Here is a 15,438-nt window from a genome sequence, read left to right on the forward strand (position 1 = left end):
GACAACGGCGTGGGGAGCCCCCTGTCGGCTCAGCCACCCGGGCGGCGCCGGATTCTCGCCAGGTGCCTACTATGTCGTCCTCGCCGACCCCCACACCCCTCCGGCGAACCGGCGCGGCCCTCTCCCCCCGTGCCGCCCGAGCCCCAAGGACGAGTCAGAACCATGCGCGTGCTCCTGGTCGAGGACGAAGAAGATCTCCGGCATGTCATCGAGGCGGGACTGCGGGGCGCCGGGTACGCCGTGGACGCCGTCCCCGACTGGCCGGACGCGGACGTGCTGCTTGACCTCGCGCCGTACGGCTGCGTGGTCCTGGACCGCATGGTGCCGTCCGGGGACACCCTGTACGCGCTCCGGGAGCGGAGGCGTCGGGGGTGGACGACTCCGGTGCTGTGCCTGACGGCGATGAACGAGGTCCCGGACCGGGTGGACGGCTTCCACGCCGGGGCCGACGACTACCTGGCGAAGCCGTTCGCGATGGCGGAGCTGGTGGTACGGGTGGGCAGTCTGGTCCGCCGGGCGCCGGAGCGGACGCCCGTGCACCTGCGCCACGGCGACGTCGAGATGGACGAGGCCCGCCGTGAGGTGCGCAGGGCCGGGATCCTGCTGTCCCTGACGCCCAAGGAGTACGCGGTGCTGCGCCGGCTGCTTCTGCGCCCCGAGGAGGTCGTCACCCGCTCGACGCTGATCGAGCACTGCTGGGACGAGATGGCCGACCCCGTCTCGAACGTGGTGGACGCCGTCGTCGCGGGGTTGCGGCGCAAGCTCGGACCGCCCTCGCCGATCCAGACCGTGCGCGGCCACGGATTCCGGTTCTCCGGCAGCGCGGATCCGGTGTGACGGGCGGCCACGAAGAGCAGCGGTCCGCGGAGAGCCGTCCGCGCCGGGCGCCGCGGCGCGGACTCCTGACCCGGCTCCTCCCCCGGCGGGACGCCCGGACCGCCGAAGAGCGGCGCACCCCGTCCCCGGCTCGCCGCCGCCTCGGCCGGCTCCAGTGGCGGCTGACGCTGGCGTACACGCTCATCACCCTGGCCGGGGTGGGCGCGCTGTCGTGGCTGGTGATCCGCACGGACGCGCGGTCCTGGCAGTCCGCCGAGTACGAGGACCTGCACCGGCGGGCGGCGGTGGCCGTGTCGCTGATCTACTACACCGACGCGGGCATCCAGCTGGACGGCCTGTACGACGACGAGGCGACCAGCGCGGGCGCGCGGGTGATCGTGCTCCAGTCGCACGGGGGACGGCTGCGGCGGCTGTTCACCTCGCGCGGCCCCGGCACGGACGTCGAGGCGGGCGCGGTCGACCGGATCGCGCACCGGGCGATGAGCGACGACGACACCGTGAGCGCGCGGGTCCGTACCGGCGCAGGCGACTCCGTGTATCTGCTGGCGCTGCCGTACTACCAGGACCAGTCGCAGAAGACGGCCGGGGCGGTGGTGGTGGTCGGCGCCCCGGGGAAGGGGCGGGCCGAGCACCAGCGGCTGGCGGTGGCGGTGCTGTCCGGTTCGGGCCTGCTGGTCCTGCTGTCGGCGGCGACCGGTTACGTGCTGTCCGGGCGGAGCATGCGGCCCGCCTGGGAGGCGCTGGACGCGCAGGAGCGACTGCTCGCGGACGCGGCGCACGAGCTGCGCACCCCGGTGGCGGTGATGCGCGGCTCGGTGGACATCGCGGACGCCGATCCGGGCGGCCTGCACTCGCATCTGCCGCGGCTGCGGCGGGCCGCGGACCGGATGACGGACGTGGTCGACAACATCCTCACCCGCGGCCGGCTCCAGGCGGCGGACACCTTCCGGCCGGTGCCGCTGCGCCTCGACCAGCTGGTCGAGCAGGTCTGCGAGGAACTGCCGGTCTCCCGGCACCTGGTGACGACCCGTCTGGAGGCGTCGGTGGCGACGGCGGATCCGGCGCTGGTGCGGATCGCGGTACGCAATCTGCTGGCCAACGCCCTGCGGCACGGGCGGACGCCGGGCGATCCGCGGGACCGCGCCGAGGTGGACGTCATGGTGCGCGGTACGGCGGTGACGGTGGCGGACCGGGGCGCCGGGGTGGACCCGGAGGAGCTGCCCGGCCTGCTGGAGCGGTTCCGCTCCGCGGGCGGGGGCACGGGCATCGGGCTGTCGCTGGTGCGGGAGGTCGCCGCCGCGCACGGCGGGGAGGTGACGGTGCGGCGCAGGCCGGGCGGCGGTTCGGCCTTCGTGCTGACGCTGGGACCGCTCCAGCGGTCGGCCGGGCACCGCCGGACACCGCGCACTTCATGAAATCCTCATGGTCGGCGGCTCAGGATGTGCGGGTCAGTACGACCTTTGCACAGGAGTCCGTGTGTCGAAGCACTCCGCTGTACCTTTCATCCGCCGCAGAAGCACGGTCGTCGCCGGTGCGGTCGGGGTCGCCGCCGCTCTCGGGACGGGGCTGACGCTGTCCGACGTCTTCGCGGACACCCCGGCCGCGAAGGCGGCGCCGAAGGTGGTGCTCCCCGCGGCGAACGCCACGTTCGACTACCAGATCGGCGGCCCGTACACCCCGGCCAAGGGCGTCACCGCCGTCTCCCGCGACCGGTCCGCCAAGCCCGCCGAGGGCCTCTACAACGTGTGCTACGTGAACGCGTTCCAGGCCCAGCCCGACGCGCTGAGCTGGTGGTCGAAGAACCATCCCGACCTGGTCCTGCGGGACAAGGGCAAGCGTGTGGTGATCGACCAGAACTGGGACGAGGCGCTCCTGGACACGTCCACGGCCGACAAGCGCTCCCGTCTCGCCACGGTCGTCGGCGCCTGGATCGACGGCTGTGCCAAGAGCGGTTTCCAGGCCGTCGAGCCGGACAACCTGGACTCCTACGAGCGTTCCGGCGGCCGGCTGACGAAGGCGGACAACGCGGCCTTCGCGAAGCTGCTGGCCGACCGCGCGCACGCCGACGGTCTCGCCATCGGGCAGAAGAACACGGCCGACCTGCTCTCGGACCGCACGAAGATCGGCTTCGACTTCGCCGTCGCCGAGGAGTGCGGGCAGTACAACGAGTGCGGCGCGTACGCCAAGGCGTACGCCGACCGGGTCTTCGTGATCGAGTACAAGGCCAGCGGCTTCAGCCGCGCCTGCTCGGGCTTCGGCCCGAAGCTCGGCATCGTCCGCCGCGATCTGGACGTCTCGGTCCGCGGCTCGGAGGACTACACCTTCCGCACCTGCTGATCAACTCCGGCCCGGACGGCTGGTGTTCGGCCGCCCGCCGGGCCGCCGGGCCACAACGGCCCGGCGGACTCGGGCGGTCACAGTCCCGGCGGACACATGCGCCGGACCTTGCCGCCCTTGAGCACCGCGTCGACGCATCCGCCGGGCAGCCCGTCGTGGGTCGCGGTGGAGAAGTTGGCGGTCATGGTCAGGGCGCCGTCGCCGAAGGCCGTCCGCTGCACCAGGCCGTCCGGCGTCAGGCGGCGGAAGTCGGTCATCGGCAGGGTGGCCGCGGCCCGGTGCAGCGGCTCGAAGTACTTCTGCAGCGCGGCGATCTGCTTGCCGTGCCGGTCCAGTTCGGACTGGTCGAGCACCAGGTTGAGCGGCACGTTGTACAGCATCGCCAGCAGCGCGCGGGTGCGGCTCTGGTCCGGCAGCTTCGACCAGGACAGCTCCCAGCGCTCGGTGCTGATCACCGAGTCGTGCAGCACCGTCTGGTACAGCGGCACCCGGTACCTCGGGTCGTACATCGCCTTGGCGAGGTCGTCCGGCAGGTGGACGGGCTTGAAGTAGACCCCGGGCGCGCCGACGGGCGCGTAACCGCCCCAGGTGGCCCGGTCCCGCTCCAGCGCCCACAGTCCGTCGGTGACGGGTGTGCCGGAGCCGTGGCTGAAGGACACCACCCCGTTCGCCCAGGAACCGGCGCTCTCCGAACCGAGGACCAGCTTCCGGTCGCCGGACAGCCCTGCCATGCGCTCCAGCCGGTTCCGGCGGTCCCGTGCCTGGGACATCGGGTGCGCCGGGGACCGGTCGGTGAACAGCTCACCGGCCGCGTCCACGTCGAGGAAGTAGCTGTCGGCGCCGTTGGCGGTCATCTCCCGCGTCCGGTCGGCGAGATAGTGCTTCGACGGCTCGGCGCGCCGGAGCGCCTCGGAGCTGACGTAGCAGCCGCGCCCGCCGAAACCGGTGACCGGCTTGCCGTCCGCGTCCCGTACGCAGGCGTCCGGCCACACCGGGGACGGCCACTTCGAGACCGGGGTGTCGGCCGAGTCCGGATCCTGGGCGTTGGCCCAGGAGTCGTACGGCCCCACGAGGTAGCCGGAGCGTTCGGCGAGGGCGACGGCCTCGGCGTCCATGGGCGAGCCGTCGGCGTCGTAGCCGAGCCACATCCGGTCGATGCCGAGGTCCCGCAGTCGGCGCACCCCCTCGACGGTGCGGGCCTGTCCCCAGGTGTAGGCGTGGAAGGCGCCCACCAGCTTGCCCACCGCGGGGTTCGCGGCGATCTTCGCGCGCAGGGTGGTGATGCCGCCGTGGCCGAGCAGCCAGGCGCGGTAGTCGCGGGCGGCGGCCACCGGGGAGCCGTCGGTGAGCGCGAAGGTGATCTTGTAGTCCCCGGTGTCCTCCCGCGCCGAGAACGTGTGCCGCGCCTCGGTGCGCAGCCGGCCGCCGGTGGAGGCGAACGTCAGCGTGCTGCCGATGTCGGACTCGGCGATGTAGCTCGACCCGTGCCGTCCGGCGAGGCTGGTGCCCCAGAACGGCATGGTCAGGCCGTCGGAGAGGCCCGCCTCGCTGCCGATGAGCCCGGCCTTCGACGAGTTCCACCACCGGTCGGCCACCGGCACCGACAGGCCCTCGCCGCGCGGTAGTTGCAGCTCCCGGGTGGCCGGGTCGGCGCCGGTCACCGGCCAGTTCAGCGTGGCATCGCGGTCGGAGCGCACCGACACCGCGAGGCGTCCGTCGCGGGCGGCCGCGGTCACGGTGAAGCCCGTCGACGGATAGCGCCAGGTGGCCTCGCCCCCGTGCACCGACACCTTCCCTGCGGGGCCCAGGCCGTCCGCCGCGGGCGCCGAGAGCTGCCAGCCGCGGCCGTCGTCGGCCTGTGCGCGCACGGCCAGCGACGCGGTGTCCACCGTCGTGCGGCCGCCGGCCACGGGCACGGTCACCCGGCCTCCGTGCACCTCGACGCGCTGCCGGTCAGCGGTGCCGTCACCGAACGCGGTGGCCGTGCCGACCACGCCGAGCACCGCGAGGGCGCCGCTCAGCGCGACGACCTTCTTCCTGGTCTTCCTGATCTTCCTCGCCTTCATGGTCCGTCACTGTGGTGCTCAGGGATAAGAGACTTGTGAGAGGCCGTCGGGCGCGGCGGAGTCCGGTATCCGCAGCCGGAAGAGCGCGCCGCCGCCGGGCGCCTGATCCGCGGTGAGGTCGGCGTGGTGCGCGCGGGCGATCTGGCGGGCCATGGCGAGACCCAGCCCGGAGCCGGGCAGGGCGCGGGCCGTGCGGGCCCGGTAGAAGCGGTCGAAGACGTAGGGCAGGTCCTCGGCGGCGATGCCGGGCCCGTGGTCGCGGATCTCCAGGACCACGCCTCCCGTCGCCGGGGCCAGGGTGACCTCGACGGGGCGGCCGGGCGGACTGAACTTGGCCGCGTTGTCGAGCAGGCTCGACAGCAGCCGGGACAGCCGCGCGGGTACGCCCGCCACCGTCACGGGCTCCGTGCCATGGGCGATCCGCAGCCGGAAGGGGACGTCGGGCCAGTGGTCGCGGGCCGCGTCGACCGCGTGGCCGACGACCGAGGCCAGGCGGACGTCCTCCACCAGCGGGTCCGGCTCCTCCTCGCGGGCCAGTTCGATCAGATCGTTGACGAGGACGGTGACCTCGCGCAGCTGACGGCCGAGCGCACCGGCCGCCCGTTCGCGCTGCGCCCCGGTCAGCCGGTCGGAGCGGACGAGCAGGTCGGCGTTGGCGCGCAGCGCGGTGAGCGGGGTGCGCAGTTCGTGGGAGGCGTCGGCCACCAGCCGGCGCTGGGCGGTCACGGACTTCTCCAGTTCTCCGAGCATGGTGTTGAAGGCGGCGGCGAGCCGGGTGATCTCGTCGTCGCCGTCCGCCCGCTCCGGGGGCAGCTCGATGCGGTGGCGGGCGTCGCGGGTGGCGGCGATGCGTTCCGCGGTCGCGGTCAGCCGGGCGACGGGGGCGAGGCCGGTACGGGAGACCCAGGAGCCGAGCACCCCGGCCAGGACCACCCCGGCCGCGCCGACGGCACCGAGCAGTCCGGCGGCCCGCCGCACCCCTTGGTCCACGGTGTCGGCGCGCACCGCGACCTGGAGGGCGCGGCCCGCCCCGAGGGGAGTGGTCAGCATCCGGGCGCGGTGCCCGGCGAGGCGGAGTTCGCTGTAGTAGGGGCCGCGGGTACCGGCGGCCACTTGGCGGGTGGCGGCGGTGACGGGCAGCAGATAGGGGCCTGCCGGATCGTCGCCGGTGCGGGCGGGCACCAGTTGGGTGCAGGCCGGGGCGGCGAGGTACCGGCATTCCCCCTGGACGACGCCCGGCGGTTCTCGCCGGTACTGCTGGGCGGCCAGCCGGGCGGACTGGGTCAGATGCAGGTCGAGCTGGTGCAGCAGTTGCTGGCGGATCACGAGGAACGCGGCGGCGCAGACCCCCACCACGACGACGGCGACGGCGGCCGAGGCCGCGAGGGTCAGCCGGGTGCGCAGCCGGTGGCGCGGCCACCCGCCGCCCGGCCGTCCGCCGCCCGGCCCCCACCCGCCGCCCGGCCGTCCGCCGCCCGGCCCTCCGCCGCGGCGCCGCGGCAGGCCCCTCATGGCAGGTCCAGCCGGTAGCCGACGCCGTGCACGGTGTGCACCAGCCGGGGTTCGCCCCCGGCCTCCAGCTTGCGCCGCAGGTAACCGACGTACACGGCGAGCGAGTTGGACTCCGGTCCGAAGTCGTGGCCCCACACGCGGTCCAGGATCACGCTCCTCGGCAGCACCTGCCCGGGGTGCCGGAGCAGCAGCTCCAGCAGGGAGAACTCGGTGCGGCTGAACTCGACGGCGCGGGCGCCGCGCCGCCCGGTGCGGGTGACCGGGTCGACGACGAGGTCGGCGAACGACAGCTCCGTCCCGGCCGCGGGCCCGGCGGGCGTGGAGCGGCGCAGCAGGGCCCGCACGCGTGCCACCAGCTCGTCCAGGGCGAAGGGTTTGACCAGGTAGTCGTCGGCGCCCGCGTCGAGGCCGTCGACCCGTTCGCGCACCGAGCCGAGGGCGGTGAGGACCAGGACCGGGGTGCGGTCGCCCAGGTTCCGCAGCCGTCGGCAGACCGCGAGTCCGTCGAGGCCCGGCAGCATCACGTCGAGGACCACGGCGTCGGGTTCCCACTCGGTCACGGCGGACAGCGCGCCGGGCCCGTCCTGCGCCCCGCGGACGTCGTAGCCCTCCACCGCGAGGCCGTCCTCGACGGCGTACCGCACCTCGGGCTCGTCGTCGACGACCAGGATCCTTGCCGCGCAGCCCCGCTCACCAGCACTGTTCATACGGCCAGCTTGCCAAACAGACGGCCCGGAAGGTGTCGCGGAAGACCGTCGGCGGTCCTTAGCGCGGTGCTAGAGGGGCTGCCAGGGGTTGGACTCGTAGCACTTCACGAGTAGTGCAGTGACGTCGGGATCGACGGTCAGCGCCGTCTCGTCGATGCGCGCGACCGGGACGGCCGGGGAGATCGAGGCCTCGCTGATCCGGCCGTCGCGGTCGGTGAACAGGACATCGTCGTAGCCGTCGAGGACCGCCCGGCGGCGGAGGCTGAGTCCGAAGGTGCCGGAGTGCTTGACGTGGGGAAGGTCCCGCTCGTACGTCGTCGTCCGCAGCCGTACCGGTGAGGTTCGCGCGTCCAGGGGCGCGGTCGTCGTCACGGCCAGGTCCGGTTCCGTGTGCTCGCCGCGCAGGACGGCGTCCTGGCGGCGGCTGAAGACGGTCACCCGGGCGGTCACCGCGTCCGGGGAGGCGCGCAGGGCGTGCCGCAGGCAGGCGCGTACGCGATCGGGGTCCAGGCCGGTGCCGAACAGCTCCCGGGTGCTGTCGTCCAGCCGCTTCAGATGCAGGTCCAGGCCGCGGACCGCCCCGTCGCGTGCCTGCATGGACGTGAAATGCGCGTAGTTGGCCCGCGCGGGCAGCTTCAGGTCGTCGTTGTCCGCTTCGACGCCGTTGAACGGTAGTCCTCGGGGTGGCCCTGCGTCCATGCCGCGAAGTGCAGCCGGCCCACCGGAGCAGGAGATCAGCGGGGCCGTCACAAGGACACGACGAGCGCGGAGGCGGTCAGGGCGGGGCCCGGAGGTGGGGGGCGCGGCCCTGACCGCCTGGGCGGCTGTGCAGTCGGCCGGGTGTCAGACGCGGTCGGCGGCGATCAGGACGTACTGGAAGGAGCCGTCGCGGTAGGACTCGATGAAGGCCTCCTCGATGCCGGTGACCAGGGAGGAGGTGGCCCGCAGCTCCCAGTAGGGCAGGGTGTCGGGGGTCAGGTCGATGATGGTCTGGGGCACGAGCCGGTTGTCGGCCATGGCGCGCAGGTACTCCCGGCGGGAGTGGATGTTGCACTCGAAGTGGGCGTTGATCTGGGAGACCCACTTGGACGGCTGGCCGTAACGCGGGTTCCAGCAGCCGGTGATCGTCACATAGCGGCCGCCGACCTCCAGGAAGCGGGAGTGCTCGGCGAACAGGTCGTGCAGGTCGACGTACATCGTGGACTCGTTGTTCCACGAGGCGGCGACGCTGCCCTTCTCGAAGGGGGTGTCGAGCATGTTGCAGACATGGGAGCGGACATGGTCCTGGATACGGAGGTCCCGCGCGCGCCCGTTGCCGAACTCGGCCTGCGTCTCGGACAGGGTGACGCCCTGCACCCGGCAGCCGAAGCGGCGGTGGGCCATCACCATGGAGCCGCCGCGCCCGCAGCCGGCGTCCACGAGGGTGTCGTCGCCCGTGATGGCACCGAGATGGTCCAGGAGCAGCTCCGCCTGGGCGGACTCCAGCCGGTGCAGCTCGGCGATGAGCTTCTTCTCGTACTCGCGGTGCTCCGGGTCGCCGAGCGCGGCGTGGTCGACGGCGCCGATGCCGTAGTGGTGGTGGTAGAGGCCGTCCACGTCACCGAGGCGCAGGTTCACCGGCCGCGCCTCGTTGTTCCAGTACCGGGCGATGTCCTCCTGGTAGGGGGTCGCCGGGGCCGGGATCGTCGCGGAGAGGGCGGGGGTGGTTTCCGTGGTCACAGGAATATCCGTTCTTTACCAGAAGTCGGGCAGGCTGTAGCGGAAGGTGTTGGTGCGGTGCCAGTCGTGGTTGCCGTCGACCCAGGTGGCCACGCCCTTGAGGAAGCGCAGCACGTTGGGCAGGGGGCACTCCGCCGCGACCTCGGCCGCGGCGGCCTCGAAGGCGTGCATGAGCTGGTTGTGGACCTCGACGGCCTTCAAGTACGCCTCTCGCTCGCGGAGTTGCTCGCGCTTCGCGATCACCACCGGCAGGTTCAGGTGCAGGCCGGGGCTGTCGAGTTCCTTGGTGTAGGAGTAGAGGTCGTTGACGATGGTGGCCGCGTTGCCGGCGAGGGCGATGGCCCGCTGCATCTTCGGCAGGGCGTGCAGATCGGCCGGCAGTTCATAGCCGCCGACGGTGTCGGTGATGGTCGGGCAGGGGCGGAAGTTGTTGAACTGGCGCATCGCCAGGTACTCCCACACCTCCGGCACGTACTCGGTCTGCGCCCACGCGGCCTCGGCCAGGTAGCCCATGTGCAGCCGGGCCATGTCGTGCCGGTAGCGGTCGGACTGGGAGGGCGTGGCGGCGCGGACGAAGTAGTCCATCGCGCTGCGGTACGCGCGCCGTGGCGCGTCGGAGCCGAGCGACTCCGCCCACGCCGGGGCGTACTCCGGTGTGGTGTGGAGGGGGTCGAGCGTGGTGTGCGCGAGGAGGATACGGCCGCCGAGGCCGATGGGCGAGCCGCCGTGGTCCTCGCAGTAGCAGTCGTCGACGGCGTTCTCCGCGACCATCAGCCGGGTGGCGAGCATCAGATGGTCGATGCCGGGGGCGTCGGGGTGGCAGGCGACCATGTAGCGGCCGACGGAGAAGCCGTCGAACTGGCCCTCCCACTCCTCGGGATAGAGCTGGACCTCGTCCTCGGCCCAGCGCTTGATCCGGCGGCTCACCTCCTCGACACGGACGGGGTCGGGCTCCGGGACGGGGTGGTGGTAGAGGCCGGGGACGACGGGGCCTTCGGAGGAGGAGGCGGCGGCCTCCGAGGCGAGGGCGGGGGCCACGGGGGGTACCTGGTCCGATTCCGGTGCCGGGTGCGGTGTCGCTGCCGGGTTGGGGTCCGGGGCCGGGTTGGCGTCCGGGGCCGGTGGTTTGAGGGCGCGGGCCAGGGAGAGCGAGGACGTGCCCAGGCCGGTCGGTCCGCCGAGGATCCGCCGGAGGCCGGGGCCGACGGCGAGGGCGGGCGGGGTGACCGGTTCCGTGGACGTGGCGACGGCCGCCCGGATCGAGGGAGTGGGCGGCTGCTGCGCGGGGGCGGTTGGTCCGAGGGGCCCGGGTGCGGGCATCTGCGACTCCTTGCTGCGGCGGCGGAGGGCGAACCCGCGCCGCGTGGGGACGGGTTGGCGGCCTCCTGCGCGAAACGGTTCCTCTGGGGTCCTTCGTCGGGATCAGGCCGGATCAGGGAGCGGGGTCCAGTGCCGAGGCACGGTGTCAGGGCCCGCGAGCCCGGCGTGATCCGAACGGGAGGCCCTAGTCCCGCCTGCGGGCGATGTGCACGTTCTCCAGCACGCCGAGCGCGTCGGGGACGAGGACCGCGGCGGAGTAGTACGTGCTGACGAGGTAGGAGGTGACCGCCTGCTCGTTGATCCCCATGAAGCGCACCGACAGGCCCGGCTCGTGCTCCTCCATCAGGCCCGTCTGCCACAGGCCGACGACTCCCTGGTTCTCCTCGCCCGTGCGCATCGCGATGATGGAGCTGGTCTGCTCCTCGCTGATCGGGATCTTGTTGCAGGGCAGGATCGGGACCCCGCGCCAGGCCGGGACGGTCTGTCCGCCGACGTCGACGTGGTCCGGGTAGAGGCCGCAGGCGGTGAAGCCGCGGCCGATCGCGGCGATCGTCCTCGGGTGCGCGAGGAAGAACTTGGTGCCCCGGCGGCGGGTGAGCAGCTCGTCCATGTCGTCCGGGGTCGGCGGCCCGGAGTGGGGCTGGATGCGCTGCTTGAAGTCGGCGTTGTGCAGCAGCCCGAACTCGGGGTTGTTGATGAGCTCGTGCTCCTGGCGCTCCCGCAACGCCTCGACGGTGAGCCGGAGTTGCTCCTCCGTCTGGTTCATCGGCCCGTTGTAGAGGTCGGCGACCCGGGTGTGGACGCGCAGGATGGTCTGGGCGACGGAGAGCTCGTACTCGCGCGGGTTCAGCTCGTAGTCGACGAAGGTGTGCGGCAGTTCGGCCTCGCCGACGTGACCGGCCGACATGGCGATCTCGGCCTCGCCGTACTTGTTCTGCCGTTTGCGGGTGGCGGAGCTGAACCGTTCGATGTGGGTCCGCAGGCTCGGTGCGGAGTCGTGCACGGCGGCGAAGTCGGCCCGGGAGAGGGTGAGGAGGGTGCCGGAGGTCTGGGCGATGGCCGTGTAGGCGTGGTGGGAGTCGCCGTCCAGGAGGGCTTCCTCGCCGAAGTGCTCGCCGTCCGCGAGGACCGCCAGGGCGACTTCCGTGCCGTACTGGCCGTGGCCGGTCTGGCTGACGCGGCCGTGGGCGATCATGTGGATGCGGTCGGCGGGCGTGCCGCGTTCGACGAGGACCTCGCCGGCGGCGAAGTCGCGCTGGGTGCAGCGGTCGGCGAGGGCGGTGAGGGCGTCGAGGTCCTCGAAGCCCCGCAGCAGGGCCAGTTCACCGAGTTCGCGGGGGATCACCCGGACCGTGGCGCCCTCTTGGACGAACTCGATGCGTCCGTCGCCCAGGGTGTGGCGCAGCCGCCGGTTGACCCGGTAGGCGCCGCCCTTGGTCTCGACCCAGGGGAGCATCCGCAGCAACCAGCGGGAGGTGATCTCCTGCATCTGCGGGGCGGACTTGGTGGTGGTGGCGAGGTTGCGGGCGGCGGCGGTGCTCAGGGACTGCTGCGGTGCGGCCGATACGGTCCGGGGCTCCGGGCTGCTGTCGACGGTCATCGGGGTGGGCCTCTCCTTGCGTGACAGGGCGGTCGACGCGCACGGGGCGCCGACCGCGAAAGGGAGGAATGGTGAAGGGGAGGATCTCGGGGATCCGCCCACGCAGAGGACCGTAATGGCCGGTCAGGCCGTGCCTCCGGAATGCCGACGCGCTTACTTCGAAGCAGTGATAAAAAATTGAACACGGTTTATCGGGCCGATGGATGGCATTGCGCCACCTTCGCAGGGGCCGGGGCGCCACGCGGCGGGCCGCACAAGACGATCACCGCGTCGCGCCCGTACCTGATCAAGCCAGGACGCGTCGAGGAACGGCCACCGGTGTTCGATTCCATGCCGGAGACCGGGCCGGGATCCTCAGGTGAGGACCGGCCGGCGGCGGCCGTCGGGGATGCCGAGGACGTGGCGCCGCCGGCCGTCCAGGACCCGGAGGAGAGTCGGTGGTGCCCGGGGATCAGGCGGTCGGGTCGGCGGCGCGCACCTTGCGTCGGGTGTCCGCGAGGTGGAAGCCGATGGACCCGGCGAGGGACAGCGCGTCCTCGGGATCGTCGGCCCGGTAGGTGCGACGGCGGATCAGGCCGACGCCGTCGGGTACGACGCCTTCGCGGGCGAGGACGAAGAGCAGGGCGAGGAGGGCGGCGCGGGCGTTGCCGTCGTCGAAGGGGTGGAAGAAGCAGACGTCGAGATGGGCGCGGGCGGCTCGGGCGGTGAGAGGGAGCGGGCTCTCGGCGTCCCGGGCACTCCCGGCGTCCCGGGCACTCCCGGCCTCCCGGACACTCCCGGCCTCCCGGGCACTCCCGGTCTCCCGGGCGCTCTCGGCCAGGCAGGCGTCGAGGCGGGCGCGGATGTCCGGGGCGATGCCGTAGCGTTCCCGGCCTCGTTTGGCGAAGGCCGGCAGGGTGCGCAGCGGCGGTGGACCCGGTGTGCCCAGGACATGTCGCTGCCAGCTCTGGAGCAGGGCGAAGTCGAACGTGGCGCCGCGCGCGGCATCGGCGCGGAGCAGTTCGAGGGCGGTGAGCAGGCCCTGGGCGCGGGTCGGGTCCAGGGCGCCGTCGAAGGCCCGGATGTCCTCCGCCACGCGGTCGCGCAGCGGGGTCAGGGGTCCCTTCTCCCCCTCGTCCGAAGCGTCCCGCCAGGGCACGGACCGGCGTACGACGAGCCATCGTTCGAGGTGATCCGGTACGGGAGCGGCGGCGGGCCGTGCGCGGTCCTCCGGCCGCAGCGAGCCGGCGAGCCGGTCCGCGACGTCCTCGACCAGGGCCGGGGCGGGGCCGGTCCAGCTCTCGAACCGTCCCCCGATCGCCTCGTCGACCAGTTCGTCCGCGACTTCGGGCGCCACGTCCCAGCGGCTGAGGAACCAGCCGAGGACCTGTCGGCAGTGTCCGTACCAGCCGCTGCCGCAGCCGGTGCGGTCGGTCACCTGGAGGATCAGGTTCCGCGCGGCGCGCTCCCACAGGATCCGCTGGTCCTCGACATCGGCCAGGTCCAGCGGGTACGGCTCGAACCACCGGGCGAGGCTCTCCAGCCACTCGCGCCATTCGCACAGCGCCGCGACGACGCGGTCGAGGGTCTCCCGCGGGGTGGTGATCGAGTGCCGCGGGCAGCACCAGCTTCCGACCGGTCCCCCGTCGTAGTCGCCCTCGTCGTGCGCCCAGCGCCAGCCCGCGGTCCAGTGGCCGTAGTGCTCGGCGAGGGCGTGCGCCATGGCGTCGGCCCAGGGATCGGCCACGTCCCAGCTCCAGTCGCGCGTCGCCGGGCCGGTGGCGAAGCCGTCGGGGCGGCTGGGCACCCTGAGGGCGGGACCGAGCGACCGCACCACCCGCGATACCGAGGCCCTGTCGAAGGGGTGGCGGGCGGGGTCCACATCGGCCCAGTCCAGGTGGCGGGGGTTCAGGGTGCTGTTCACCGCGTAAGCCTGTCCGTTCGTCCGACAGTCGTTCAAGCGGATTACGGCCCGCCCCACCGTGCCCGCCCCACCGCGCCCGCCCCGCCGTGCCCGTCCCGGCGTCCCGGCGTCCCGGCGTCGTCGCCCGTGCGCCGCGGGCGGGTTTCGGAATCTTGGCGGTGGTCGGTCATACTCCCGGGGGCTCACACCGGCCGGGGGCGCCAGGCGGTCGTCCTCTCCCGGGGGGCGAATGGAGGAGGAACGTGCAGCAGCACATACGCCGGACGGCGCTCGTCGCGGTGGTCCTGGTCGTCGCGGCCGCGCTCGGGGGCTGTTCCGGCCAGCCGCGGAAGGTGTCGGGACTGCTGGACACCACCCGGCGGGTTCCGGCGACGAGCAGGCTCGCGACGCGGCCGCACCTGGTCAGGCAATGCCACTCCGGATCCAAGCGGGTGCGGCACACGTCCGGGCACGGCGGCAAGAAGCGCACCTGGTACACGACCAGGTCGACGACCGTGTGCACCAAGGTGCGGCGGGGCACCGAGACCTACCGCCGAGTGGTCCGCCAGGAGCGCTGGTGCGTCATGCTGGACGATGTGGGCGGCAAGCGCTCGCGGGACCGTGTCTGGTACCGGGTCAGCAGGAACACCTATACGGACACCCAGGTGCTCAGGTTCCACAGCAAGGTGACGATCGAGCCGGAGCGGGACGGCTGCTGAGTGTCCCGGGCCGACGCGCGGCCGAGGTCAGCGCAGCCACGCGTGGTCGCGTACGACCGGCAGTCCGGCCCACCAGCGGCCCAGGCCCCAGGTGGTGCCCGCGCCGACGGCCGCCACGGCGATCAGCGCCACCGCGTAGATCAGGTGGTAGTCGGCGAACGGATTCGTCGACATGCTCGGCGAGCCGTCGGCCAGATGCCGGGCGGGCGGCCATTCGGCGGCCCACATCAGGGCCATCATGGCGGTGCCCGCGACCGCGGCCGGCCGTAGTGGCAGGCCGATCGTCACGGCCGTGCCGATGCCGAGCATGCCCAGCATGAACAGCCAGTCGGCCCAGCCGGCACCGGCCCACGCGTGGAACGTCGACCGCAGGGGGCCCACGGCGACGGAGCCGAGGAACCCCTTCGTCGGGGACACCCCGTCGATCCACGCCTTGCCGGACGCCGTGGCGTAGCCGAGGCCGAAGGTCTTGTCGAGGAACGCCCACAGGAAGACGAACCCGGTCAGGATGCGCAGGGACGCGAGCGCGCGCGCCCGCCCGGTGTGCGTGTCGATGCCCGCCGACACGGCGAGCGGGGTTGCGGTCCGGTCCTTCCGGAACGACAGGCGCGAGCCCGGGTGGCGGTGGGAGTGCTCGTGCACGGCCATGATGGTGGTCCCCTCTGGCATGCCCAGGTCCTGTTTTCGTTGACGCCTCCACTTTCCCGGCGCGCACCACCCGGGGCCGGAGGCCGAAGGG

General features: G+C 73.0%; 13 protein-coding genes. 4 read left to right on the top strand and 9 right to left on the bottom strand.

Features of this window, described 5'->3' with window-relative positions; genetic code table 11:
* Window positions 1-162 precede the first annotated feature (162 nt).
* The 3 genes from ACLF5H_RS32030 (at window position 163) to ACLF5H_RS32040 (ending at window position 3,174) form a co-directional block, all read left to right on the top strand.
* Window positions 163-837: a winged helix-turn-helix domain-containing protein gene (locus ACLF5H_RS32030; protein ID WP_421679515.1), complete on the top strand. Its 675-nt coding sequence runs from the start codon at window positions 163-165 to the stop codon at window positions 835-837.
* A complete protein-coding gene (locus tag ACLF5H_RS32035) occupies window positions 834-2,252 on the top strand; it encodes a sensor histidine kinase (protein ID WP_421679516.1) in 1,419 nt (472 codons plus the stop codon). The genes ACLF5H_RS32030 and ACLF5H_RS32035 overlap by 4 nt, the downstream gene beginning before the upstream one ends.
* A gap of 61 nt (window positions 2,253-2,313) precedes the next feature.
* A complete protein-coding gene (locus ACLF5H_RS32040; protein WP_421679517.1) occupies window positions 2,314-3,174 on the top strand; it encodes an endo alpha-1,4 polygalactosaminidase in 861 nt (286 codons plus the stop codon).
* A gap of 77 nt (window positions 3,175-3,251) precedes the next feature.
* Here the strand turns inward: ACLF5H_RS32040 and ACLF5H_RS32045 are convergent, their stop codons facing one another.
* The 8 genes from ACLF5H_RS32045 to ACLF5H_RS32080 form a co-directional block, all read right to left on the bottom strand.
* Window positions 3,252-5,240: a glycoside hydrolase gene (locus ACLF5H_RS32045; protein WP_421679518.1), complete on the bottom strand. Its 1,989-nt coding sequence runs from the start codon at window positions 5,238-5,240 to the stop codon at window positions 3,252-3,254.
* An 18-nt stretch (window positions 5,241-5,258) separates the two neighbouring features.
* Window positions 5,259-6,752 carry a sensor histidine kinase gene (locus ACLF5H_RS32050; RefSeq protein ID WP_421679519.1) on the bottom strand — a complete coding sequence of 498 codons (1,494 nt, stop codon included), beginning with the start codon at window positions 6,750-6,752 and terminating at the stop codon, window positions 5,259-5,261.
* Window positions 6,749-7,459 carry a response regulator transcription factor gene (locus tag ACLF5H_RS32055; protein WP_421679520.1) on the bottom strand — a complete coding sequence of 237 codons (711 nt, stop codon included), beginning with the start codon at window positions 7,457-7,459 and terminating at the stop codon, window positions 6,749-6,751. The genes ACLF5H_RS32050 and ACLF5H_RS32055 overlap by 4 nt, the downstream gene beginning before the upstream one ends.
* Before the next feature lie 69 nt (window positions 7,460-7,528).
* Entirely contained in the window at window positions 7,529-8,158 is a 630-nt protein-coding gene (locus tag ACLF5H_RS32060) for an aminotransferase class IV (RefSeq protein WP_421679521.1), read from the bottom strand.
* Window positions 8,159-8,302: 144 nt separating this feature from the next.
* Window positions 8,303-9,178 (bottom strand): geranyl diphosphate 2-C-methyltransferase, encoded by an 876-nt coding sequence (locus ACLF5H_RS32065; RefSeq protein WP_421679522.1) that lies wholly within the window; start codon window positions 9,176-9,178, stop codon window positions 8,303-8,305.
* 15 nt (window positions 9,179-9,193) lie between these two features.
* Window positions 9,194-10,498 (bottom strand): family 2 encapsulin nanocompartment cargo protein terpene cyclase, encoded by a 1,305-nt coding sequence (locus ACLF5H_RS32070; RefSeq protein WP_421679523.1) that lies wholly within the window; start codon window positions 10,496-10,498, stop codon window positions 9,194-9,196.
* A 184-nt stretch (window positions 10,499-10,682) separates the two neighbouring features.
* Window positions 10,683-12,098, bottom strand: coding sequence for a family 2B encapsulin nanocompartment shell protein (locus ACLF5H_RS32075; RefSeq protein WP_421679524.1), 1,416 nt, complete (start codon window positions 12,096-12,098; stop codon window positions 10,683-10,685).
* 451 nt (window positions 12,099-12,549) lie between these two features.
* Complete coding sequence (locus tag ACLF5H_RS32080; RefSeq protein WP_421679525.1) at window positions 12,550-14,001, bottom strand: Fic family protein; 1,452 nt, start codon at window positions 13,999-14,001, stop codon at window positions 12,550-12,552.
* 242 nt (window positions 14,002-14,243) lie between these two features.
* On the opposite strand from ACLF5H_RS32080, the gene ACLF5H_RS32085 reads away from it, so the two are divergent.
* Complete coding sequence (locus tag ACLF5H_RS32085) at window positions 14,244-14,699, top strand: hypothetical protein (protein ID WP_421679526.1); 456 nt, start codon at window positions 14,244-14,246, stop codon at window positions 14,697-14,699.
* 27 nt (window positions 14,700-14,726) lie between these two features.
* Here ACLF5H_RS32085 and ACLF5H_RS32090 read toward each other — a convergent pair whose 3' ends face one another.
* The gene (locus ACLF5H_RS32090; protein ID WP_421679673.1) at window positions 14,727-15,347 is read right to left on the bottom strand and encodes a hypothetical protein; all 621 of its coding nucleotides are present in this window, start codon (window positions 15,345-15,347) and stop codon (window positions 14,727-14,729) included.
* Between the last annotated feature and the right edge of the window lie 91 nt (window positions 15,348-15,438).

Source organism: Streptomyces sp. LaBMicrA B280 (assembly GCF_049222185.1).
Lineage (GTDB): Bacteria > Actinomycetota > Actinomycetes > Streptomycetales > Streptomycetaceae > Streptomyces > Streptomyces murinus.

Bases quoted from the DNA above. Each gene is read 5' to 3' on its own strand.
- ACLF5H_RS32030 (WP_421679515.1), top strand. From the start codon at position 163: ATGCGCGTGCTCCTGGTCGAGGACGAAGAAGATCTCCGGCATGTCATC.
- ACLF5H_RS32045 (WP_421679518.1), bottom strand. From the start codon at position 5,240: ATGAAGGCGAGGAAGATCAGGAAGACCAGGAAGAAGGTCGTCGCGCTG.
- ACLF5H_RS32050 (WP_421679519.1), bottom strand. From the start codon at position 6,752: ATGAGGGGCCTGCCGCGGCGCCGCGGCGGAGGGCCGGGCGGCGGACGG.
- ACLF5H_RS32055 (WP_421679520.1), bottom strand. From the start codon at position 7,459: ATGAACAGTGCTGGTGAGCGGGGCTGCGCGGCAAGGATCCTGGTCGTC.
- ACLF5H_RS32060 (WP_421679521.1), bottom strand. From the start codon at position 8,158: ATGGACGCAGGGCCACCCCGAGGACTACCGTTCAACGGCGTCGAAGCG.
- ACLF5H_RS32070 (WP_421679523.1), bottom strand. From the start codon at position 10,498: ATGCCCGCACCCGGGCCCCTCGGACCAACCGCCCCCGCGCAGCAGCCG.
- ACLF5H_RS32075 (WP_421679524.1), bottom strand. From the start codon at position 12,098: ATGACCGTCGACAGCAGCCCGGAGCCCCGGACCGTATCGGCCGCACCG.
- ACLF5H_RS32090 (WP_421679673.1), bottom strand. From the start codon at position 15,347: ATGGCCGTGCACGAGCACTCCCACCGCCACCCGGGCTCGCGCCTGTCG.